Genomic DNA, 22,023 nt, shown 5'->3' on the forward strand with positions numbered 1-22,023 from the left:
ACGTCGCTCATTTACCCCATTTGCCCGCGCGATATTTGCCGCCCTTGCCTTTGCCCTTCTTGCGGCCGCCGCCGGACTCGATCTTCGCCATCTTCTTCACGTCGCCGCTGCGCAAAGCGTCGATCTGGTCGCGCAGCAGGGCCGCCCTTTCAAACTCCAGCCGTCCGGCGGCTTCGGTCATTTCGACCTCCAGTTCAGCGATGACGGCCGCGACATCCTCATCACTGCCTTCCGCGACCGCGAGGTCCTCGTCCACGCCACGGCCGGTGCCGTCGTATACATGCAAACTCGCCTGCGCGGCGCGTTTCACGCTGCGCGGCGTGATGCCATGCTCGGCGTTGTAGGCCATCTGCTTCTCGCGCCGCGCCGAGGTGACGGCGATGGTGTGTTTGATCGAGTCGGTCTGTTTGTCCGCGTAGAAGATCACCCGCCCCTTCTCGTGCCGTGCCGCGCGCCCGGCCGTCTGGATGAGGGAGGTCGCGCTGCGCAGGAACCCTTCCTTGTCGGCATCGAGGATCGCGACCAACGCGACCTCGGGCAGATCGAGGCCTTCGCGCAGCAGATTGATGCCGATGAGCACATCAAAGTTGCCGAGACGCAGGTTACGCAGGATCTCGACACGCTCGATCGCATCGATGTCCGAGTGCAGGTATTCCACGCGCACGCCCGACTCGCGCAGGTAACTTGTAAGGTCCTCGGAGAGCCGCTTGGTGAGGGTCGTCACCAACACCCGCTCGCCCGCCTCCACCGCCGCCGAAATCTCGCCCATCAGGTTCTCCACCTGCCCCTTCGTCGGCCGCAGCACGATCTCCGGATCGAGCAGGCCCGTCGGGCGAATCACCTGCTCGGCCACCACCGTCGAGCGCTCCAGCTCGTATTTGGCCGGCGTGGCGGACACGTAGAGCGTCTGGCCGGTGATGGACTCGAACTCATCGAAGGCCTGGGGACGGTTCTCCAATGCCGAAGGCAGTCGAAACCCATGATCGACGAGCACCGTCTTGCGCGCCTTGTCGCCGTTGAACATGCCGCCGATCTGCGGAACCGTCGCGTGGCTCTCGTCGATGAAGAGCAGGAAATCGTCGGGGAAGAAATCGATCAGGCAGAACGGGCGCTCGCCGGGACGACGCCCGGAAAGGTGCATCGAGTAGTTTTCAATCCCATTGCAGAAGCCCATCTCCTGCAGCAGCTCGAGATCGTAGTTGGTGCGCATGCGAATACGCTGGGCCTCAAGGTATTTGCCCTCGGCCTCGAACTGCGCGACGCGCTGATCCAGCTCGGCCTTGATCGCGCCGACGGCGGAATCGAGCTTGCCCTTGGTCGTGACGTATTGATTGGCAGGATACAGGTCGAACTGCTCCAGTTCACGCAGGGTGTGGCCGGTGAGCGGGTCGAACTCGGAGATCGATTCCACTTCGTCGCCCCACAGTTCAACGCGCAAGCCCTGCTCACTGTAGGCCGGCATGATGTCGACGACGTCGCCCCGCACCCGAAAGCGCCCGCGCTTCAGGTCGTAGTCGTTCCGCTCGTAAAGGTTGTCGACCAGCCGTTCCAACAGCTCCTGCCGGGGCATCAGCCCGCCGCGCCGCAACTCCACGCGCAGGGTCGTGAAATCCTCCGGCGAACCGAGCCCGTAGATACAGGAGACCGACGCCACCACGATCACGTCGCGCCGGGAAACGAGCGCGCTGGTGGCCGCGATGCGCAAACGCTCAATCTCCTCGTTGATGGAGGAATCCTTCTCAATGTAGGTGTCCGTCGAGGAGATGTAGGCCTCGGGCTGGTAGTAGTCGTAGTAGCTGACGAAGTATTCGACCGCGTTGTTGGGGAAGAAATTTTTAAACTCCGAGTAGAGCTGCGCCGCGAGGGTCTTGTTGTGCGAGATGATCAGCGTCGGCCGGTCACAGCGCGCGATGACGTTGGCCATCGTGAAGGTCTTCCCGCTGCCCGTGACACCCAGCAGCGTCTGCGACTTGTTCCCCGCGGCAATGGACTGCACCAAGGCGTCAATCGCCTGCGGTTGATCTCCGGTCGGCTGGTAATCGGCGGCAAGTTGGAACAAGGACATTTTGGAACCACGAATGGACACGAATTTTCACCAATAGCAAAGCACTGCTGGTAGCTCTATTCGTGTCTATTGGTGTTCATTCGTGGTTAGGAACCAACCAGCTTCACCAAATCCGCGATCGACAACTCATCCAACCGGTGCACCACGCGATCAACCAGCGGCGCGAGCGTGTGCGCATCATGGGTGGTGGCCACTCCGACGACTTTGATGCCGCCCGCCCGCGCGGCCTCGATGCCGGCGAAGGCATCCTCAAACACCACGCACCGAGAAGGCGCCCGGTTGATCTTGCCGGCAGCCTTGAGAAAGACCTCCGGATCGGGCTTGCCGGCGGAGACATCCTCGGCGGTCACGATGTCGTCGAAGAGCCCGGTGAAGCCCATCACTTCCAGAATCGTATCGATGTTCTGACGATGGGTGGAGGACCCGACACAGGTCGGAATCCCAGCGGACTTCAGGCGATCCAGGAAGGTGTGCACCCCCGGCAAGGCCTCGAGCCCCTTCTCCACCACAATCTCGCGGTAGAGCGCTTCCTTGCGCAGCGACAGGCGATGCACCTCGGCGGGGTCTTCGGCCCAGCCCAGGATCGTCGGAATGATGAACTCGTTCTTCTTGCCGAAGCCTTTGACGAAGTGGTCCGGCGGCAGGGCCTTGCCCTCCTCGGCAGCGAGACGCTCCCAGCTTTCCTCGTGTTGTTTGGAGGAATCGATGATGACGCCGTCCCAGTCGAACAGCATGCCCAGTTGATCGGGTGGATTGACCATAATTCAATGTATCCGCCGCGCGGCGACGGCCAACGGGCTTTCAGATGCCGAATACCTTCAGCACACTGTTCCAGACCGCCGCCCAGAAACGGCGGGGCTTGGCGCCTTCGCCCTCGCCCAGGGTCTCCTGCATGACAAAAAGCCCGGTGCCGGCGAACAGGTCGTCGAACAAGGGGTTCATGTCACGATAGTAGCCCCAGAACGTCTCCGCGCGCACCGGCAGGTAATCGAGCGTCGGGGTGAAGCCGATGGTCGCCAACTGATTGGTCCGGCGGGCCGTGCGCGTGGGTTTCAAGGGATCCGGTTGCAGAACCTCCGCCCGCACCCCGCGACTGCCCGCCACGATCAGGCGACACGGGCCGACAAACTCGAAGAATCGGAACTGCAGGGTGATCCAGGCCTGCCACCGCAAGAGGGCCCAACGCCGCCGGATCTCGACCTTCTCCTCGTCCCGGGTGATCACCCCGACGAGGAAGCTCGGTCGCAGCACCAAGGACGCCCCTTCCGGCACTTCGATCACCGAAAGTTCAGTGTGCGGATCGTCGCTGTTGGACAAGGTGAGCGCGGCCCGTTCGCCGGCTTTGCCGTTACGCAGCTCCACCAATTCGATGAGGCCGCAGGCCAAGCTGGTGAACGGAATGGCCCAATCGAACACGAAGCGCGTCTTGCGCCGCAGGTCCTCGTCGCTGGTTTGCAGGAACTTCTCCTTCACCCGCAACACCTCGCCCGGCCACAGTCCCACCTCGGACGACACCGCGCTCTTGCGCACATGCGGAAACGCGACCGCGCTCTCCTCAAAGCGGATCGCCTTGCCCCGCGACAACCACGGCGCGAGCACGTAGAACGCGAGCAGCTTCACGATCGTCGGGCCGCAGAAAAAAACCACCAAAGCGACGATGAGGTAGAGCTTTGAACGGTCCCACGCCGCCCGCACGTAATGCGACACCGCCGACTCCGCGGCTTCGCTGCCTTCGAGGTCCTTCTTGATGCTGGCGAGCTGGAAATCGAGGGTCTCAACCTGCTCCGCGATCGTGGCCAGATCGCGGGTATGCTCCGCCAGTTTGGTGGTCGCGGTGCTGCGCAGGTTGTTCAGATTCTGGATTCGGTCCTCGTTCGCCTGCTGTTGCTCACCGTCGCCGAACCAGCGGTCCCACCAGCTCTGCAAGGCCCGCAGGTTGGCGATGATCTTATCGGCCTGCTGAATGCGCTCTTCCTGCGCCTTGATCGCCTCCCGCACCTCCCCGGCGGCTTTGAGAGCCTCCGTTTTGGCCTCGCTGAACTCGATCTGCTTGGCCTGCAGCTCGGCGATGTATTCCAGCCGCCGGGTTTCCAGATCGACCTGATCCTTCAGAAACAGCCAGAGGCCCACGCCCACCAAACCCAGCACCGCGATGAGCACCGCGATGCCGACCTTTTGCAGCAACCACGTGCCGAGGCGGTAAAGGAAACCATACATTAGCGGGAGTGTGGGCGACTCTTAGCCCCAATTTCAATCGCGCTTGTATCCCTGATCCCGGTTGCGTCGCCCTTTTCGCCGACCATGCTGAGCGCAAACTCAAAACCCCGATGTCAAAAGTCATCATTTCGTCCCTCTATAAGTCGGACGTGTTCAAAATGGCCTGCCGTCAGTTCGACCAGGCCGCCGATGCCATCAATCTCCCGGAAGAGATTCGTGACCGCACCAAATACCCTCGACGCGCGTTCGCCGTCACGTTGCCCATCCGGCGCGACGACGGCAGTGTCACCGTCTACGAGGGTTACCGCGTGCAGCACAACCTCTCGACCGGCCCCTCCAAGGGCGGCATCCGCTTCCATCAACACGTCACCATTGGCGAAGTCGCCGCGCTCTCCATGTGGATGAGCTGGAAATGCTCCCTCGTAGGCCTGCCCTACGGCGGGGCCAAGGGCGGCGTCATCGTCAACCCCGACCAACTCTCCGAACGCGAACTCGAGCGCCTCGCCCGCCGCTACATGCAGGAGCTCATCCCTTTCATCGGTCCCGACGTCGATGTGCCGGCCCCCGACATGGGCACGACCGAAAGGATGATGGGCTGGATGATGGACACCTACTCCAACCACGTCGGGCATATCGAACCCGCCATCGTGACCGGCAAACCGATCGCCCTCGGTGGCTCCCAAGGGCGGCGCGAAGCCACCGGCGCGGGCGTCGCGTATTTGGTCCGGGAATACCTCAAGGACCTGAACATTCCGCTGCAGGACACCACCGTCGCCATTCAGGGTTTCGGCAATGTCGGCAGCGAGGCCGCCTTCGCCCTCGAAGACTACGGCGCCAAAGTCATCGCCATCTCCGATTGGACCGGCGGCATCTACAACCCCAAGGGCATCAACACCCGCAAGGCCGCCCAATACGTGCATTACCAGCGCGTGTTGAAAGACTGCGACGAGGGTGAACCGATCACCAACGAGGAGTTGCTCACCATGAAGTGCACCGTGCTCATCCCGGCCGCCCTGCCCCGCGTAGTCACGCCGCAAAACGCCGCCAAACTCCAATGCCGCCTACTGGCGGAAGCCGCCAACGGGCCGACCACCAACCAGGCCGACCGCGTCATCGAAAAGCGGGGCGACATCGAGATCATCCCCGATGTGCTCTGCAATGCCGGCGGCGTCATCGTGTCCTACTTCGAATGGCTGCAAAACCGGCAGAACTACTACTGGGATCGCGAAGAGGTCATGACCAAGTTGTTCCGCATCCTGCAGCGGTCCAAGGAAGCGGTTGAGAAACAAAAAAAGGCCTTCGGGTTCAGCCGTCGCCTCGCCGCCCAGACCCTCGGCATCCAACGCGTCGCCGACGCCAAAGCCGGTCGCGGTCTCTTTCCCTGAGCCGGCGGAGCCGCCTTACGGAAACCCCAAGAACAAAAATCCCAAATCCCCGCCGGAAAGCCGGCGATGGGACTTGGGATCTGAAAACGTGGGATTTCCGGCGCGCGCCGCGCGCCGATCAGATCGTTCCCAGCAGCAGGAAGCAGGCGGACATCACCAAGGTCGGGAAGATCGCACCCGCCGCCAGGCCCATCGGCGAGACGCCTTCCGGGAAATAGCGCTGCAGGATCGACTGACCGGCCGGGTTCGGGGCATTGGCGATGACCGTGAGACCACCACCAGTCACCGCACCGGCGACCACCGCATATTCCAGTTGCTCGGTGAAACCGGGCACCAAGGTCGCGAGGTAAGTGATCGCGGCGTTGTCATTGAAGGCCGTGAGGATGGTCGCACCCGTGAAGAGCGGGATCTCGCCGAGGCTCTTCAGCACCGGCTCGATCCACCAGCCCTGCAAACCACCGTGGGTCACGAGACCGGCGAGGAAGAAGCCGACCAGCAGCGGCGGCTTGAGATCGATCTTGGCCTGGTGGTGCGCCGTGGCTTGGGCGAAGGCGAGGAAGAAGAGGAAGCCGCCGATGAACATTGCCGGGTGGTGCGCGACAAAGACGGTCCACGCCATGAACGCGAGTTGCACAAAGGTGATCCAAGCCGGGACGGGCTCGCCGTCGCGCACCTTGGCGGTCTGAGACTGCTCCTGCTTCGCGCGATCCTCCATCACGGCGAACTCCTTGCGGAAGATCACATAGTAAGTGACGGTCGAAACGATGATGCCGATGAGGGCCTTCCAGCCGAAGTGCTCGAACATGTAGGCCATGTCCCAGCCCCACGGTCCCGCCACCATCAGCACGGGCGGCGCGGCGAAGTGCGTGAAAGTGCCGCCCACCGAAATGTTCACGAACAGCAAACCGATCGTGGCGTAGGCAAATTTGGGCGACGGCTTCAGATCGTAGAACTGACGCGCGAGCAACAGCGCCGCGATCGTCATGGCGGCCGGCTCCGTGATGAACGAACCAAGCACCGGACCCACGATGAGAATGGAAAGCCACCATGCGGCGATGGACTTCTTGCCGATCGACGCGATGGTCGCGAGGCAGAGGCGGGCGAAACGCAGGACCGGCCGGGAGGACGCCATGGCCATGATGACCACCACAAACATCGGCTCGGTGTAGTTCACGCCGTGATCGATGTAGCTGATCACCGTCTCCCACCCCTTCTCCACGGTGAGGGCGACGAGCAACACCAGGACCCAAATGCCAAACACCGCCTCAACTTCGCCGAGAAAATGGAGGATCTGCCCCTTGAAGCTCACCTCGTCGGGACGCCCGTCTTCGTCGTAGTCCGTCGTCTCTTCCTTCTCACGTCGCGCCGCGACTTCCTTGGCGTGCGCATGCTCGACCTCGTGCGCCCAATGGCGGAACTTGGCGGTCAGGAAGGTGTGGATGATCGCGCAAAGAAAGATGACCGTTGCGACCAGATTGAAGGGCTCCGCCGCGATACGTGACTTGAGGGTTGCAACGACGCTGTCGGCCGAATCGGTCGCGTGGTAGCTCTCCAACGGAGCGGGAAACTCAATCACCGCCTCCTCGCCCCCGTGACCACCGCCCCCGGCGGCAAGAGCCGACGACGCGAGGCCGCCAAGCAACAGCAGCGCAATGAGCAGGAAGCGAGGAAGGGACAACCGAGCAGGCATGGCCCGACGGATAAAGCCCGCCGGGTTGGGCGCAAGCGATTCAGGAAAAATTCAACCCAGATGCTCGCCGAGTTCGGAAAGTTTCCGGATGAACACGGCCGCCTCCGCCTGCACCTTGCTCCGAGCCACGTAGGCACCGAAACCGACAAACAGGTCCACTTCGGTCTGCGTCTCCAGATCACTCACGCCATCGCCGACCATCACGACGCGGCTGGGCTGCAACTCCGCCTTGAGCCGACGGATCACCTCCGGCTTTCCACCGGAACGGGTCGTGGGGTAGGTCTCATCAAACCCGGTGTAGTTGCCGTCGGCATCAAAATAGAGATCCACCGCTTCGATCCGCTCCACCGCGAGGTAGGCGGCCAAAGGGCGAATTGCCGGACGAAAGCCACCGCTGAGGATGATGGGAGTCCAACCACGCTCCCGCAGCGCGCCCAGCGTTTCGACGGCCGTGGGCTCGACGGTATCGATATAGCGCTGCCCGACCGCCGCCACGTCATCCGCCGAGGGTTGGATGATCTCCAAGCGTTTGCCGAAGACCGCCTCGACCGCGAGGCGGCCGTCCATCGCGTCGTGCGTCATCGCCTCCACGGCGGCGAAGGTCGTCTCGCCACGCACGCGGGCGAGTTCGTCCACGCCTTCGATGGCGCTGAGCGTGCTGTCGCAATCCAGAACAAGGAGTTTGGGGCCGGTGACGGAAGAAGACACGGCGCGCAGGGCACCCGGCCGGTCGCGACCGGGCAACAAAAAACCCGCTCCGCGAACGGAACGGGTTCGGAAAAGTCGTCTGCGGCGAGCCTTATTTGGCGGCCGAACGCTGGCGGCGGAACTTGTTCGAGAACTTCTCGATGCGGCCAGCAGTGTCGACGAGGCGCTTCTCGCCGGTGTAGGCGGGATGCGAGTCGCTGGTGACGTCGCGGACGACGACGTGGTATTCGATGCCGTCGATGGTCTCCTTGCGGGAGGACTTCAGCGCCGAGCGGGTGAGAAACTTCTTACCAGTGGCGACGTCGACGAAGCAGACGTTGTTGAGGGAGGGATGCGTATCGGCTTTCACGGTGGTGACTCCTGTTATGCAGCTGGACGGATCAACCCTGACGGGCCTTAAAACGAGGCTCGACCTTGTTGATCACGTAGATGCGGCCCTTGCGGCGAACCACTTGGCAGGCCGGATGGCGCTTCTTGGCAGACTTGATGGAAGAGACGACTTTCATGGAAAAGGAGCAAAAACACCGGTCGGCCCACCCGCTGTCAATGGTTTACTCACGCAGAATGTGAGTGCCTGTTTGGCAGCGATTTAGGACATTCAATCGAAGCATGCGAGCCGGGCCTTGCGGCGGTTTTGGCCGCCTCGCCCCAGCCATCCCCTCGCCCAACTGGTTTCACCGGAGCAAAAAAAGGCCGCCGGAGGGAACCGGCGGCCGATGGCTGAGAGACTGCTAGGAACTCAGAAGCGGTATTTAAAGGTCAGCTCCGCGCGGGTGCCGGGCTCGGCGACGATGGACTCGTTGCCGTAGGTGGCGTTGGGCGGAGACCAGTTCTCCTCGTCGGTGAGGTTGAGAATGGCGAGACGAGCTTCCCACGTGTCGTTGCCATAGAAGACACTGGTATCGATCTCGAACTGCGACGGGATCACAAGCGTGCCGGCCCAGTTGTTGTTCAACTCATTGTGGTAGGTGCCGTTCAGGGTCATGCCCCATCCATTGTCCCACTTGTAGGACATCAGGGCGTTCAGCTGGAAGCTGGGCAGGCCCTGCACCTTGACCTTGCCGGTGGTTTGTGAGTTGCGCTGAACTTCCGGCGCCGCGGGTGGCGAGAGATTGAGCGCCTCGAAACCGATGGATGCGGCCGGGACCGTGGCATCGATGTAGCCCATCGAGATGGTGCCGAAGAAGTTCTTGTTCGGCTGGTAGTTGGCTTCGAACTCAACGCCATTATAGGTGTAGGTGGCGACCGGGCTGTTGATCGGTTTGTTCTGCCGGGTTTGGTGATAGACCGAGGCGCCGAGGAAGAGCGTGTTGTTGAGCAGGGAACGCTTCACGCCGGCCTCGAGCAGCTCGCTCGGCTGGGTGAAGTCGGACTTCTGCAACACGATGTTGCCACCGCCATCGCGGGTCAGGCCGGCGAAGCCACCACCGTTGCCGACGGCGCCCGAGGTGTTTTCGCTGTAGTTGCCCGTGAGGTAGAACGTCGTGCCCTCGATGGGCTCAAACAACAGGCTGGCGTTCACGTTCGGCAAGGTGACGCTGATCGAACGCTTGGAGTCCGCGGTGAACGGATCCTCGGTCGTGACGTCGAGGAAGTCGAGACGACCACCCGCGACCAGCGTGGTGTTTTCGGCGATCTTGAAAAAGCTCTGCACGAAGGGCGAGCCGCTCCACGCATGCGACTCATTGGTGTCGCCGTTTTCCAGCTGCGCGCTGGCGACGCGACCGGGCCAGCCCGGGACCGGACCACCATCAAAGCCAAAGGCGCCCTGACCGTAACCCGGGAAGTTCACCGAATTCTGGACGTTGATGAAGTTGGGATCGCGGGTGATGTCCCAGACGCCGGCCGGCTCGAAATAGAAGTCATTGTAGGCCTTGTTGCTGATGTAGCGCGCGGCGACACCGGCATTGACCGTATTGCCCTCACCCCAGCGCTTGATGAACTCGAGGCGGGACTCGAAGGTGATGGTCGGGTCAACAATCTCCGAGTAGTAGTAGGAGCTGTAGGTTTCACGCCGCAGGTAGGTGAACAGGTTGTTGTTCACAATCGTGAGGTCCGGGTTGCCCTTAAAGGTCTGCAGGGCCTGCGCCTTGAAGGTGCGGCCGATGGAGTTGTCGCCGGGGCGCAGCAGGCGTTTGCTGCGATCGATCTTCACCTCCGGGCCCCACAGCATGACGTTGGCCGGGAAACCGCTGGTGACATACATCGAATTCTGCGGATCGGAAAACGGGATGGACGGACCCTGGTTCTGGTTGATGCCCGTGCGGTAGAGCCCCTTGTTGATCAGGTTGTTGGTCGGGCGATTGATGCCGAAGTTCTCGGTGTATTCTGCGTAGTAGGCCTGCGCGTTGAGGAAGAGCTCGTAATCGTCAGACGGACGGTAGGTCAGCGCCGCGTAGAGAGAATGGCTCTTGCGATACTCGTCATCATACCAGCCCTCGGAGTCCTCGCCGGAGTAGGAAATCCGGTAGGCCAGCGTCGAGGAGAGCGGCTCACCGTAGTCGAAACCGCCCTTGAAAATACTGTCGGTGCCGATGGTCACCCAGGCCTCGCCCTTCGCCTTGTCGAAGGCGGGGCGTTTCGAGATGTAATCGATGAAGCCGCCCACGTAGGTGGAGGTGCCCTGCACGGCGGTGGCCGGACCCTTCACGATGTTGACCGACTCGACCCAATTGAAGTCGACCGGCATACCGTTGCCGTTGGAGGTCAACCCGCTGCGCATGCCATTGAGAAACACGTCGGCATACTGGCCGCGAATGTCGGGATTGGCCGGCGCGCCGAAGTTCGAACGGGTGAAGGAGCTGGAGGTCAGCTTGGCGAAGTCGCGCACATCGGTGATCGAGATCGCGGTGAGCTGCTCACGCGAGATGATGGTCACGCTGCGCGGGGTGTTCAGGATGCTGTCGCCCACGCCAAAGACCGATTCAAAGGGACGGGAGGTCGGCAGGATGTTCTCTTCGATGGGCACATCCGAGACTTCGAAGCTGTCCATCTCAATCGGCTCATCCTCGGCGGATTGGGCCCCAAGGAAGGTAGCGGAGCTGGCCAGGAGGGCCGCCAGCGGCAGGTGTTTCAGGTAGGTTCGATTCATTTGTAGTAGGTAGGAGTCCTTGAACGCTTCTAAGCACGGGTCATGCCTGCGTTCCAGAAATAACGTTCATACTTGAAAGTTTAGAAGGTGAAGCACTTCTGCGCCGCGGCGGCGTCCTCAGCCCCCGGTAGGGGTCGCTCAGCCCACGGCCGGCTCGAAGAGCGGAACGATCTCCATCGCAGGCACGGTCACCAAGCCTTTGTCGGTGATCCGAATCTCCGGAATCACCGATAGGGGGATCAGGTTAAAACCCATGTAGGGCAATGTGCATCCCGCTGAGGACCAAGCTTTTTTGAGTTTTGTGGAGGCCTTCGCGACCACCTTGGCCCGTTGATCCGAGAGCAGTCCGGCGATCGGCAGAGCCACCTCGGCGACCACCCTGCCCTTTTTCACAATGCAGACGCCGCCACGGCTCGCCTTGAGGGTGGCGAGCGCCACAGCCATATCGGCCTCATTCGTGCCGGCGATGATGATATTGTGGGCATCATGGCCCACACTGCTGGCCACCGCGCCGTCCTTGAGCCCAAAATTGCGCAAGAGACCATGCGCGACCTCGCCGGACTTTCCGTGCCGCTCGACGACCGTGACGAAGCAGAGGTCGTGGTTCGCAAAGTGCTCCGCCCAGCTCGCGGCGGGCTCCAAGGTCACTTTGTCGTGGAACAGGATGATGCCCGGCAACTCCGTGCGGATCGTGTTCGCGACCACCTTTGTCGTCGGCAGGTCCGGCGTCAGTTGCGGCGCTTTGGGCAACTTCACCGTGCGATACGCTGCCTTCGGGTAGCGATAGGGTTGGCTAAGCGATTCTTCCAGCAACGGCGTCACCCGACGATTCTTCACCACCAACTCGCCGCCATACCACGTGCACTGGGGCTCGAGCGCATCGTTCATCAACACGATGTCGGCGCGGCGCGCCGGGGCGAGTCCACCGATCTCATTGTCCAAATGGAAACGCGTCGCCGGATGCAGGGAGCCCATGCTCAAGGCGGTCTCGGTCGACATTCCAGCCCGCTTCGCTTCCCGCACCACCCAATCCAGGCCGAAGAGGAACAGGTCGTCGGCATCGCGGTCATCCGTGCACACACAAACCCGCTTCGGATTCGCGCCGAGTTCGGTGACGGTTTTGATCGCTTCGGGCAGCGAGTGCCACGGCGTCGTGGGCGGGCCCCCGCGCAGGAAGATCCAGAGACCGTTTTCCAAAAAGTCGTCGGCGATATCCCGATCGATCGACTCGTGGGTGTCGTTGATGCCACTCGCCGCGCCCGCCGCCACGAACTCCCGCCCGTAGATGTGGCCGCTGATCGGTTTCCCGCGTTTGATCGCCTCGCCCAGAATGGCGTGACTGCGCGCGTCGCCCATCGCGACTTGCACGAAGTCCATCTTCTCCCCCAGCGCCACCGCCTCCGGCCACTTGTCGAACAGCGCGCCGATCTTCGCGGCGGTCAGGTCGCCGCCCGCCGTTTCCAGGGCCGCCGAGGTCGCCGGCACGGTGCTCGGCACCGTCAGGAAGATGTTGAGCGGGGCTTGCCGCGCATCCTTGAGCATCCACTCGATCCCGGCCGCATCACACACGTTGCCGATCTCGTGGCTGTCACAAAAAATCGTCGTCGTGCCGTTCAACAACGCTCCCTCCGCATAAGCGCAGGCCGTCATCATGGAACTCTCGATGTGGATGTGCGGATCCACCAGCCCTGGACCAACGATGCCTCCCTTCGCGTCGAAAAACTTGATCGCGGCGCTGCGGCGTTTTTTGGCCGTGCCTTCCGGTTTCACGCAGGCAATCCGCCCCGCCTTCACCCAGACTTCCCGGCCCTCGTGAATACGTTCGGTGTAAGGGGAAAAAACACGTCCGCCCCGAATCACCAGATCCGGATCCGCCTGTTCCATCGCCACGGCGGCGAGCTGTTGAGTCACGGTGTGCAGCGGCGGAACGGAGAAACGGGTAAGAGGCATGAATGCTTTTCAGCAAACCCGGTGCCAGCCGCGACCTTTTTCATTGGCCCAAATCCCGCTCCCGCCACGATCCGACCATGCTTCGCCTGCGCCTCACCCTACTCGCCTGCCTGAGCTTCACCCTCGCCCGCACCGAAGACTTTGGAGCGCGCTACGACGCCCTTCGTGCCGCTGCTTCCCCGGCGCAACTCTACACCTTCCTCTACGCCCTGCCCAAGGGCGGTGACCTGCACAATCACTTCGGCGGCGCCAATCGCCCGGAATGGATGTGGGCCGTCCTCACCGATCCCACCCGCAACGGCGGCGACACCTTCTACGCTCGCGAACGCTTTGCGGCCGCGCCCGACGCCATCGCCGCGACCGCGCGCCACCACGTAGTGCGCCAGGCCACCTACGATCGTCTACCGGCGACGGTGCAACGCGAATACGTGGCCCTCACCGCCATGACCGAGGCCGAACGCCTGGCTTGGCTTAACGGTTTCCGCCTCGACGCCCCCGGCGAAGGTCGCGACGTGTTCTTCGACGACCACTGGCCGCGCCTGGGAGACATCAACCGCAATCCCCACGTGCGCTTCGAACTGCTGGCCGAAAACATCAAGGCCTTCGCCGCCGAAGGGCTCCGCTACCTCGAACTCCAGTTCGGCATCGGCGGACTCGAGCACAACGACCTCTCGCCCGTCTCCGACGAGGAAGCCCTCGCGATGCTGCACGCCACCCTCGCCCGACCCGACGTCGCTTCAACCGGCCTCGTGGTGCGCTTCCAGGAGATGATCCTGCGCTTCTCACCGGACGCTTTGGACGACCTCGAGCAGACCTACGCCTGGGTCGACGCCCACCGCGATCTCTGGGTGGCGATCAACATGGCGGGCATCGAGGAAAACGGCAAAGGCTACCCGCTGCGTTTCCTCGAAACCTACCGCCGCCTCCGCGCGAAATACCCCACGCTCCCGCTGTCGATTCACGCCGGCGAAATGGACAGCCCCGACCGCAACATTCGCGAAACTTTGCTGCTTGGCGCCTCCCGCATCGGTCACGGCCTCAACATCCTCGGCGACCCCGACACCCTGCTGCTGCTGCAGCACAGCGACCGCACGCTCATTGAGATCAACCTCATCTCCAATCGCCTGCTCGAATACGTGCCCGACCTCGACCGCCATCCCTTCCCGGAACTGCTGCGCACGGGCGTCCCGGTCTGCCTCAACACTGACGACCGTGGCATGTGGGACAGTAACCTGACCGACGAATATTACACCGCCGTCACGCACTTCAATTTGTCCTGGCCCGAACTGGTTTCGCTGGGCCGCAACTCGCTCCAACATGCCTTCGTCGAAGAGCCGACCAAGGCGCGTCTCCTCGCCGACTACGACACGCGCATTGCCGCCTTTGAGCAACGCTTTGGCGCCGGCAGCGTAGCGGACGCGCTCACCGCACTCGCCGAGGTGCAGCCCGTGACCTACAGCTACGGCGCGCGCAACTGGGGTTTCCCTTTCGCCGAGATCACCCGCTGACGGCCTGATCCGTGACCGCCGTCGGGGCCGCTTCAACGCGGCGCCATCGCTTGGCGATCGCCGTGCCGCCCCACACCGCGGCGAAAATCGTCGCACCCGCGACCACCATGGCCGCACCGATGGAGCATTCCAACCACACGCCGAGGCCCACGCCCAACCACGCACTGAGTAACGCGTGCCCGATCGCGATCCCATGCATCAGGGCGAGCCGCCGCGTGAGCAACGACGCGGTCGCCCCCGGGAGGATGAGCATGGCAATGACCAAAATCGCGCCCACAGCCTCGAACGCACTCACCACCACGACCGAGAGGACCGCCATCAACCCGTGATGAACCCACGCCGGATTCACCCCGATCGCGCGCGCCAATCCATCATCAAACGAGGCCACCAACAGTTCCTTGTAAAAGGCGATCACCAACAACACCACCCCCAGAAACACGCCGCCCATCCGCACGACCGAAACCGGCCCCAGCACGATTCCGCCCCACTCCACCATCGGCTCCAACGGCACGAAGGCGATCTCGCCGTAGAGCACGCACTCGGCGTCCAAATCCACCTGATTGCTGTAAAGCGCGGTCAACAACACCCCCACCGCAAAGAGGGTCGAAAACGCGATGCCGATCGCGGCATCCTGTTTGACCCGCGTGCGGCGGTGGATCGCCTCGATGATCAGGGTTGTGGCCACCCCGGCCGCCAGCGCCCCGGCGAACATCGGCGCCGTGCCGCGGCTGCCCGACCACAGGAACGCGATCACCAACCCGGGCAGCACACTGTGACTCACCGCGTCGCCCATCAGCGCCATGCGCCGGAGGATGAGATAGTTCCCCACCAAACCGCAGCCCGCGGTCACCAGAAAGCCCATCAGGCCGATCCAGCCATACAACGCCAGGTCCACGGTCCAGGGAGCCACGAACACCTGATAAAAATCGAACGTTGGTAGCAGATTCATGGAGACGTTCCCTCCCGTCGGTTTTCCTCGGGGCCGTGGATGTCCCGCGGCCCGGGAATGGACCGCCCGTGCGGATCGACCGTCGCGTAGTTGAGCCGCCGTTCCAGACTGCGCACCACCTCTTCCCCCAACACGTGTTCGATCTTCTCCGCGTCATCGTGCACATGATCGGGCGCGATGTTCGCGGAGTTGGTGAGATACAGCTCCCAGAGTCGGTGATTGCGCACAATCTCTGCCGCCCGTTGCCGGCCTTCCGGTGTGAAATAGACGACGTCGCGATCGATCGACGCCAAGCCGTGCCGATGCAGGCGACGCGCCCGCTCCATCACTTCGTCCAGGGTTTCACGCCGGCGCTCCGCCAACTCGCGGAACGTCACGCCCACATCCCGAAATCCGCCGTCCTCCCACACGTGATACAAGGCCTTCAGGGTATTTTCCCGTTCAGTGCGCGCCGCACTCTGACGGTGCCGCCACCAGCGGGCGATCACCCCATGTTTGGGGCCAAAAAAATACGCCGCGGTGAACACCGTCGAGGCACCGATCACCATCAAGGGCCCGGTCGGCAACCCCCGCCCCACAAAGGAAAAGAACGCTCCCGTCAACCCGGCCAGAACGCCAAAGCCTGCCGCCAGCAGCAACATCCGGTGGAGCCGATCCGTGAGCAGGTAGGCCGTGGCCGCCGGCGTGATCAGCATGGCCGAAACCAGCACCACCCCCACCGCCTGCAACGCGATCACCGTGGCCGCTGCCAGGACCAACATGAGCCCGTGGTGGATCCACTGCGCCGGCATCCCGCAGGACCGGGCAAAGCCGCCGTCAAAACTCGTCGTAAGCAGTTCCTTGTAAAACAGGGTGACCAGTCCCACCGCCGCCACCGTGACCACCGCCATCAAGGCCACATCGTCTCCCCCCAAGGCCGCCGCCTGCCCGAACAAAAACTTGTCCAAGCCACTTTTGTTGCCCGTCGGCAGCCGTTGAATCATCGTCACCAAACAAATCCCCGCCGCGAAGAACGACGCCAACACCAGGCCCAGCGCCGTGTCTTCCTTCAGCCGCGTGGTGCGCGTTATGGCAGTCACCAGCGCCGTGCCCGCCAGTCCCGCGATGACCGCACCGACGAAGATCGCCCACGGATCCTTGGTCATGTTCCACAGGAATCCCAGCGCGACGCCGGGCAGCACCGCATGCGACAGGGCATCGCCCACCAAAGCCATCCGGCGCACCACGATGAAACTCCCCAGCAGGCCGCAGCTCAATCCGAGCAACACCGATCCCGCGAGCGCGTAACGGAGGGAGGGATCCCGCAGACTGAAAAAACGGACCAGTTGCTCGGACCACGTGGTTTCCGCCACCGATTGCACGCTCGCCGCCCACACCGGACTGGCCAGCAGACCGAGCAACACAAGCCACCGACCGGCATGCCTGATCCCGCGCCTGCTCATGGATGGCGATGTTCCCCGGCCCCGAGCACCGTCGCGACTTCCGACAAGATCGTCAGCCGGCCACCGTAGGTCTTCTGCAGCTTTTCGGCCGTGAACACTTCGGCGGTGGGACCAAAGGCCACCACGTTCATGTTCAACAGGAGCAGCGAGTCGAAATACTGTTTCGCCGTCGGCAGGTCGTGATGCACCACAATGAGGGTTTTGCCCTGATCGCGCAGATCGCGCAGCACATTGACGATCGCGGCCTCGGTGGCCGCGTCGACCCCCGCGAAGGGCTCGTCCATAAAATAAAGGTCCGCCTGCTGCGCCAAGGCCCGGGCCAGGAACACCCGTTGCTGCTGACCGCCGGAAAGGTTGGAGATCTGGCGATTCGCGTAGGGTAACATTTTCACCCGATCGAGGCAGTCGCGCGCCACCTCCCGGTCCGCCGCCGAGGGCCGGCGCAGCAACCCGAGACGACCGTAACGCCCCATCAGCACCACATCCATGACGTTGACCGGAAAATCCCAATCCACCGATTCGCGCTGCGGCACGTAACCCACACGCGTCGGCACCTCCTTGAGCGGACGGCCAAAGGCTTTCACCCAACCACTCTGCAAGGGCAACAGCCCCATGCAGGCCTTGATCAGAGTGGATTTGCCGGCGCCATTCGGACCGATGACCCCGATCAACTGGCCCGGCGGCACCTCCAGATCCACGCCCCACAGCACGGGCTTTTTGTGGTAGGCCACCGTAAGATCGTGGATCTCCAGCGGCACCGCGGAATGCGACAAGTCGCTCATTTCAGCGCCTCTACAATCGTCGTGAGGTTATGCTTCACCATGCCTTCATAAGACCCCAAGTCGTAGCCATTTTCAATCTGTCCGGGTGTGCCCATCGCATCAGAAAAGAGTTCACCGCCGATCACGACGCCGGCGTCGGCCGCGATACGCTCGATCGTGGCCGGCGGCACACTCGACTCGACGAACACCGCCTTGATCTTTCGTTCCCTGATGAAGTCGACCAATGCCGCCACATCCGCCAGCGCCGCTTCGCTGACCGTCGAGATGCCCTGCAGCCCCACCACTTGAAAACCGTAAGCCCGCCCAAAGTAACTGTAGGCGTCGTGACTGGTCACGAGAATCCGCCGCTCCACCGGCAGCTCCGCCGCTTTGGCCGAGGCCCAGGCGTGCAGCTCCGCCAAGTCCCGTCGCGCCTGTTCCCCGTTGGCAGCAAAGGTGGGCGCATGGTCAGGCGCCGCCGCCGAAAGTCCCGCGACCACGACGTCGATGCAACGTGACCAAAGCTGGATGTCGAACCAGAGATGCGGATCCGGATGCCCGGAGCTATCCTCCGGATGCAGCAAAATGGACTCCGGCAACGACTCCGTGATCGCATGCACTTGGCGCCCCGCCCGCGCCATTCGCTCGAAGACGTCGGTCATTTTTCCCTCGAGAAAGAGCCCGTTGTAAAACACCACATCGGCGCGCTGCAACTTGCGCACATCTGCCGCGGTGGCCTTGTAGAGGTGCGGATCCACGCCCGGGCCCATCAGCGATTCGACCTGCACCCGGTCACCACCCACCCGCGCAGCCAGATCGCCGACCATCCCAGTGGTGGCCACCACCCGCAACGTTTCGCCGCGCAAAGTCGACCAACCCACGCAAAGGCACAGCGCAGCAGCGAGGCAACCGCGGACCGCTTTCAAAGAGGGGCGAAGGTTATTCATCACCTCGCACCGAATCCATCGCACATATATCGTCAAGTAATATTATTAGCCTTGCCTAATTTTACTCGTTCCCAGCTTACGGCTTGCTCAGCCGAAACCGCGCCAAACAAACTCCGCCCCCATGTCGCAGGGGTTTGCCCGTATCGTCTTCGCCGTCACCGCCGCCTTTTTTGCGGCTTTCTTTGTGTGGCCGATCTTTCAAATCCTGAAGGGCGGCTTCGTTGATGCCGACGGCCACATCACCCTTTCCTACCTCACCGCGCTGCTCCAAGACCCCGTCTACCTGATGGGCCTCGCCAACTCCTTCCTGTTGGCCTGCGCGACGACCAGCATCGCGTTCCTCATCGCCATCCCGCTGGCCTTCCTGTCGGACCGTTTCAACTTCCCGCTCAAGGCTGCCCTCAGCTCCGTCGTGCTCATCCCGATGATCCTGCCGCCTTTCGTCGGCGCCATCGGCATCAAACAAATCTTCGGGCAATACGGCGCACTCAACGCCGCGATCATCGGCCTTGGCCTGCGGCCGGACGGCTGGGCCTTTGACTGGTTCGCCGCCAACCGCTTTTGGGGCATCGCCTGCGTGCAGGCCCTCTCGCTCTACCCGATCGTCTACCTCAACGCAGTCGCCGCCCTCGCCAACATCGATCCGGCCATGGAAGAAGCCGCCGAGAACCTCGGCTGTCGGGGACTGCGGCGCTTCTTTAAGATTACCCTGCCCTTGATTCGTCCGGGCCTCTTCGCTGGCGGCACCATTGTGTTTATCTGGGCCTTCACCGAACTCGGCGTTCCGCTCATCTTCGATTACCCGCGCGTGACCTCGGTGCAGATTTTCTACGGCCTCAAGGAAATCGGCGGCAACCCCTTCCCCTACACCCTCGTCGCCGTGATGCTCACCTGCACGGTCGCCCTCTACGCCCTCGGCAAGGGTCTCTTCGGGCGCAAGGCCCACGCCATGATGGCCAAGGCCACCAGCACGGGCGGCCCCCGCAAACTCGGCGGCACCAAAGGTTGGCTCTGCACCGGCCTGTTTGTCGCAGTGACCCTGGCGGCCGTCACCCCGCACATCGGCGTCGTCTTGGTCTCGTTCGCCTCCGACTGGTATGGTTCGGTGCTGCCGAACTCGTTCACGCTGCAGAACTACGAAATCGCCCTCGGGCACGGCCTCACCGTGCCAGCCATCGCCAATTCACTGAAGTTTGCCAGCATCTCGACCATCGTCGACGTCGTGCTCGGTATCGCCATCGCCTATGTGGTGGTGCGCTCCAAGATTCGCGGCCGCCAGATTCTCGACTTCCTCTCCATGCTGCCGCTCGCCGTGCCCGGCCTCGTGCTCGCCTTCGGTTACCTCGCCATGAGCCAGGAGGGTCGTTTCTTCGACTTCCTCAATCCGATCGAAAACCCGACCTTCCTGCTGATCATCGCCTATTCGGTCCGGCGCCTGCCCTACGTCGTGCGTTCCGCCACGGCCGGTTTCCAACAAACCAGCGAAACCCTCGAAGAGGCCGCGCAAAACCTTGGCTGTCCGCCGCTCAAGGCCACCGCCAAGGTCACCCTGCCGCTCATCGCCGCCAACCTCATCGCCGGTGGACTGCTGGCCTTTGCCTTCGCCATGCTCGAGGTATCCGATTCGTTGATACTCGCCCAAAAGCAGGCCTTCTACCCGATCACCAAGGCCATCCTGGAACTCTTCCAGCTGCTCGGCGACGGCAAGTTCATCGCCAGTGCCCTCGGCGTCTGGGCCATGGCCTTCCTTGGCGTCACCATCGTCGGCATGAGCCTCTTGCTCGGCAAGAAGCTCGGCGCCATCTTCCGCGTCTGATCACGCCGCGACGATGGTTTACCTGATCGCCGTCTCCCTGCTCTGGGCCTTCTCCTTCGGATTAATCAAGACCAGCTTTGCGGACTTGGATTCCACCGGCGTTGCCACCGTCCGCCTGGTCCTCGCGTTGCTCGCCTTCCTGCCCTTCCTCAAGCCCAAGGCCGTGCCGCGTCCCGCCGTGCTCACCTTCATGGCCATCGGCGCCGTGCAATTCGGCCTCATGTATGCGCTCTACATCGCGGCGTTTCGCTACCTGCAGGCCTACGAGGTCGTAATGCTGACGATCTTCACACCGATCTACGTCGTCCTCTTCGACGGAGCCCTCGCCGGCAGCCTGAACCGCCGCGCGCTGCTCGCCGCCGCCGTCGCCCTCGTCGGGGCCGGCGTGCTGAAGTGGCAGGGCGGCTTGAGTGCGAACGGCCTGCTGGGCGTCCTCCTGATGCAGAGCTCGAACCTCTGTTTTGCGATCGGTCAGATCGCCTACCAGCGCTACCGCAAACAATGGCAGCGCACCAGCGATGCCAGCATCTTCGCCTGGCTCTATGTCGGCGCGGTGATCGCCGCCGGCGGCGCCTCGGCCTTCATCACCGATTGGTCCGCCTTCCGTCCCAGCGGCCCGCAATGGGCGGCTCTCGCGTATCTCGGAGTGCTGGCCTCGGGCGTCGGATTCTTCCTCTGGAATCTCGGCGCAACCAAAGTAAGTGCCGGCAGCCTCGCGGTCTTCAACAACCTCAAGATCCCCCTCGCCGTTGCCGTGGCGCTGCTCGTCTTTCGCGAAGAGGCCAGCCTGCCCCACCTCGCCGTGAGCTTTGCCCTGATGGGCGTCGCGCTTTATCTGACCGAAACGCGGTCCGCCGGCGCGACGCGATCCACCTAGTCGCGCAACTTGTCGCGGAAGGAACCCGACGTGTTCCACCGCCCTTCCTGCATCGTCCGGGCCACACCCAGCGCACGCCGCGCCGCCGCCACGTCTCCGTCATGTGAATACTTCGCGCGCAGATCGTCCAACGCCTGCTCTGCCGCCTCAAACTCTCCGGCCTCCTGCAGCGCGCCGATCCAACTCAAGGCGAGCAGCTTGTTGCGCGGCGCCAACGCCGCCGCCGCACCGCGGGCAAAACAAACCGTGGCCGACCATCCCAGTGACGTCGCCACATCCGCCATCGCCACCAAAGCCGCGCAGGACCGCGGATTCTTCTCCACCTCGGCCGCAGCTTCTCGAAAACGGTCAATCCCATCGCCTGCCGCCCCGGTCTTGGTTCCCGACCGTGACAGCAACCCCTTCAAACGGCTCCCCCAACCTCGCCCTTGCGTGCGGTGAGCCTCCCACCAAGTTGACCGCAGCTCGGCGCAACCCGGCGCTGCCGCCAATACGTCCCGCAACACCTCCGCCGCGTAGGCCGTGTCGCCTTGCGCCAACGCCTGCCGCGCTTTCAGCCCCAGGCTGCGCAACCGTTCATCGAGTGCGGCCAGCGGGACTTCTTTCATCGCGGCAAA

Annotated in this window: 18 protein-coding genes; 4 read left to right on the forward strand and 14 right to left on the reverse strand. The window is 63.0% G+C overall.

The genetic code is table 11. The annotated features are described in order from the left end of the window. Nucleotides 1-7: 7 nt before the first annotated feature. The 3 genes from uvrB to AC0MRV_RS16700 form a co-directional block, all read right to left on the reverse strand. Nucleotides 8-2,065: an excinuclease ABC subunit UvrB gene (uvrB, locus tag AC0MRV_RS16690; RefSeq protein ID WP_472765637.1), complete on the reverse strand. Its 2,058-nt coding sequence runs from the start codon at nucleotides 2,063-2,065 to the stop codon at nucleotides 8-10. Between the two features lie 86 nt (nucleotides 2,066-2,151). Next, on the reverse strand, nucleotides 2,152-2,826 hold the full coding sequence (locus AC0MRV_RS16695) for an HAD family hydrolase (RefSeq protein WP_472765638.1): 675 nt from the start codon (nucleotides 2,824-2,826) through the stop codon (nucleotides 2,152-2,154). A gap of 40 nt (nucleotides 2,827-2,866) precedes the next feature. After that, nucleotides 2,867-4,282, reverse strand: coding sequence for a hypothetical protein (locus tag AC0MRV_RS16700; protein ID WP_472765639.1), 1,416 nt, complete (start codon nucleotides 4,280-4,282; stop codon nucleotides 2,867-2,869). A gap of 110 nt (nucleotides 4,283-4,392) precedes the next feature. Between AC0MRV_RS16700 and AC0MRV_RS16705 the strand changes: the two genes are divergently transcribed. Next, on the forward strand, nucleotides 4,393-5,667 hold the full coding sequence (locus tag AC0MRV_RS16705) for a Glu/Leu/Phe/Val family dehydrogenase (RefSeq protein WP_472765640.1): 1,275 nt from the start codon (nucleotides 4,393-4,395) through the stop codon (nucleotides 5,665-5,667). Between the two features lie 118 nt (nucleotides 5,668-5,785). Here AC0MRV_RS16705 and AC0MRV_RS16710 read toward each other — a convergent pair whose 3' ends face one another. From AC0MRV_RS16710 to AC0MRV_RS16735, 6 genes are all read right to left on the reverse strand, one after another. Further along, a complete protein-coding gene (locus AC0MRV_RS16710; RefSeq protein ID WP_472765641.1) occupies nucleotides 5,786-7,357 on the reverse strand; it encodes a putative Na+/H+ antiporter in 1,572 nt (523 codons plus the stop codon). Between the two features lie 51 nt (nucleotides 7,358-7,408). Then, nucleotides 7,409-8,065 (reverse strand): HAD-IB family phosphatase, encoded by a 657-nt coding sequence (locus tag AC0MRV_RS16715; protein ID WP_472765642.1) that lies wholly within the window; start codon nucleotides 8,063-8,065, stop codon nucleotides 7,409-7,411. A gap of 91 nt (nucleotides 8,066-8,156) precedes the next feature. Then, nucleotides 8,157-8,414, reverse strand: a complete 258-nt coding sequence (locus AC0MRV_RS16720) for a type B 50S ribosomal protein L31 (RefSeq protein WP_472765643.1) — start codon at nucleotides 8,412-8,414, stop codon at nucleotides 8,157-8,159. 31 nt (nucleotides 8,415-8,445) lie between these two features. Further along, nucleotides 8,446-8,571 (reverse strand): type B 50S ribosomal protein L36, encoded by a 126-nt coding sequence (ykgO, locus tag AC0MRV_RS16725; RefSeq protein WP_221029017.1) that lies wholly within the window; start codon nucleotides 8,569-8,571, stop codon nucleotides 8,446-8,448. Between the two features lie 233 nt (nucleotides 8,572-8,804). After that, nucleotides 8,805-11,156: a TonB-dependent receptor gene (locus tag AC0MRV_RS16730; protein ID WP_472765644.1), complete on the reverse strand. Its 2,352-nt coding sequence runs from the start codon at nucleotides 11,154-11,156 to the stop codon at nucleotides 8,805-8,807. 138 nt (nucleotides 11,157-11,294) lie between these two features. Next, complete coding sequence (locus tag AC0MRV_RS16735; RefSeq protein WP_472765645.1) at nucleotides 11,295-13,106, reverse strand: adenine deaminase; 1,812 nt, start codon at nucleotides 13,104-13,106, stop codon at nucleotides 11,295-11,297. A 77-nt stretch (nucleotides 13,107-13,183) separates the two neighbouring features. Here AC0MRV_RS16735 and AC0MRV_RS16740 point away from each other — a divergent pair, with 77 nt between their 5' ends. Beyond that, nucleotides 13,184-14,614, forward strand: a complete 1,431-nt coding sequence (locus AC0MRV_RS16740; protein ID WP_472765646.1) for an adenosine deaminase family protein — start codon at nucleotides 13,184-13,186, stop codon at nucleotides 14,612-14,614. Here AC0MRV_RS16740 and AC0MRV_RS16745 read toward each other — a convergent pair. The 4 genes from AC0MRV_RS16745 to AC0MRV_RS16760 are packed head-to-tail and all read right to left on the reverse strand — an operon-like array spanning nucleotide 14,604 to nucleotide 18,692. Then, nucleotides 14,604-15,563, reverse strand: coding sequence for a metal ABC transporter permease (locus tag AC0MRV_RS16745; protein ID WP_472765647.1), 960 nt, complete (start codon nucleotides 15,561-15,563; stop codon nucleotides 14,604-14,606). The genes AC0MRV_RS16740 and AC0MRV_RS16745 overlap by 11 nt on opposite strands. Beyond that, entirely contained in the window at nucleotides 15,560-17,005 is a 1,446-nt protein-coding gene (locus AC0MRV_RS16750; protein ID WP_472765648.1) for a metal ABC transporter permease, read from the reverse strand. Before AC0MRV_RS16750 ends, AC0MRV_RS16745 begins: the two co-directional genes overlap by 4 nt. Next, complete coding sequence (locus AC0MRV_RS16755; RefSeq protein WP_472765649.1) at nucleotides 17,002-17,787, reverse strand: metal ABC transporter ATP-binding protein; 786 nt, start codon at nucleotides 17,785-17,787, stop codon at nucleotides 17,002-17,004. Before AC0MRV_RS16755 ends, AC0MRV_RS16750 begins: the two co-directional genes overlap by 4 nt. Next, nucleotides 17,784-18,692 (reverse strand): metal ABC transporter solute-binding protein, Zn/Mn family, encoded by a 909-nt coding sequence (locus AC0MRV_RS16760; RefSeq protein WP_472765650.1) that lies wholly within the window; start codon nucleotides 18,690-18,692, stop codon nucleotides 17,784-17,786. Before AC0MRV_RS16760 ends, AC0MRV_RS16755 begins: the two co-directional genes overlap by 4 nt. A 142-nt stretch (nucleotides 18,693-18,834) precedes the next feature. On the opposite strand from AC0MRV_RS16760, the gene AC0MRV_RS16765 reads away from it, so the two are divergent. Together AC0MRV_RS16765 and AC0MRV_RS16770 are read left to right on the forward strand one after the other, a co-directional pair. Beyond that, a complete protein-coding gene (locus tag AC0MRV_RS16765) occupies nucleotides 18,835-20,529 on the forward strand; it encodes an ABC transporter permease (RefSeq protein ID WP_472765651.1) in 1,695 nt (564 codons plus the stop codon). Between the two features lie 13 nt (nucleotides 20,530-20,542). Further along, nucleotides 20,543-21,406, forward strand: a complete 864-nt coding sequence (locus tag AC0MRV_RS16770) for an EamA family transporter (RefSeq protein ID WP_472765652.1) — start codon at nucleotides 20,543-20,545, stop codon at nucleotides 21,404-21,406. Here AC0MRV_RS16770 and AC0MRV_RS16775 read toward each other — a convergent pair. Beyond that, a complete protein-coding gene (locus AC0MRV_RS16775) occupies nucleotides 21,403-22,014 on the reverse strand; it encodes a hypothetical protein (RefSeq protein ID WP_472765653.1) in 612 nt (203 codons plus the stop codon). The two genes, AC0MRV_RS16770 and AC0MRV_RS16775, sit on opposite strands and share 4 nt — an antisense overlap. Between the last annotated feature and the right edge of the window lie 9 nt (nucleotides 22,015-22,023).

Source organism: Actomonas spartinae, assembly GCF_051209155.1.
Classification (GTDB): Bacteria; Verrucomicrobiota; Verrucomicrobiia; order Opitutales; family Opitutaceae; genus Actomonas.

What these genes read in the sequence shown, in the direction of transcription:
- uvrB (WP_472765637.1), bottom strand. Translation starts at nt 2,065, where the DNA reads ATGTCCTTGTTCCAACTTGCCGCCGATTACCAGCCGACCGGAGATCAA.
- AC0MRV_RS16695 (WP_472765638.1), bottom strand. Translation starts at nt 2,826, where the DNA reads ATGGTCAATCCACCCGATCAACTGGGCATGCTGTTCGACTGGGACGGC.
- AC0MRV_RS16700 (WP_472765639.1), bottom strand. Translation starts at nt 4,282, where the DNA reads ATGTATGGTTTCCTTTACCGCCTCGGCACGTGGTTGCTGCAAAAGGTC.
- AC0MRV_RS16705 (WP_472765640.1), top strand. Translation starts at nt 4,393, where the DNA reads ATGTCAAAAGTCATCATTTCGTCCCTCTATAAGTCGGACGTGTTCAAA.
- AC0MRV_RS16710 (WP_472765641.1), bottom strand. Translation starts at nt 7,357, where the DNA reads ATGCCTGCTCGGTTGTCCCTTCCTCGCTTCCTGCTCATTGCGCTGCTG.
- ykgO (WP_221029017.1), bottom strand. Translation starts at nt 8,571, where the DNA reads ATGAAAGTCGTCTCTTCCATCAAGTCTGCCAAGAAGCGCCATCCGGCC.
- AC0MRV_RS16730 (WP_472765644.1), bottom strand. Translation starts at nt 11,156, where the DNA reads ATGAATCGAACCTACCTGAAACACCTGCCGCTGGCGGCCCTCCTGGCC.
- AC0MRV_RS16735 (WP_472765645.1), bottom strand. Translation starts at nt 13,106, where the DNA reads ATGCCTCTTACCCGTTTCTCCGTTCCGCCGCTGCACACCGTGACTCAA.
- AC0MRV_RS16740 (WP_472765646.1), top strand. Translation starts at nt 13,184, where the DNA reads ATGCTTCGCCTGCGCCTCACCCTACTCGCCTGCCTGAGCTTCACCCTC.
- AC0MRV_RS16745 (WP_472765647.1), bottom strand. Translation starts at nt 15,563, where the DNA reads ATGAATCTGCTACCAACGTTCGATTTTTATCAGGTGTTCGTGGCTCCC.
- AC0MRV_RS16750 (WP_472765648.1), bottom strand. Translation starts at nt 17,005, where the DNA reads ATGAGCAGGCGCGGGATCAGGCATGCCGGTCGGTGGCTTGTGTTGCTC.
- AC0MRV_RS16755 (WP_472765649.1), bottom strand. Translation starts at nt 17,787, where the DNA reads ATGAGCGACTTGTCGCATTCCGCGGTGCCGCTGGAGATCCACGATCTT.
- AC0MRV_RS16765 (WP_472765651.1), top strand. Translation starts at nt 18,835, where the DNA reads ATGTCGCAGGGGTTTGCCCGTATCGTCTTCGCCGTCACCGCCGCCTTT.
- AC0MRV_RS16770 (WP_472765652.1), top strand. Translation starts at nt 20,543, where the DNA reads ATGGTTTACCTGATCGCCGTCTCCCTGCTCTGGGCCTTCTCCTTCGGA.
- AC0MRV_RS16775 (WP_472765653.1), bottom strand. Translation starts at nt 22,014, where the DNA reads ATGAAAGAAGTCCCGCTGGCCGCACTCGATGAACGGTTGCGCAGCCTG.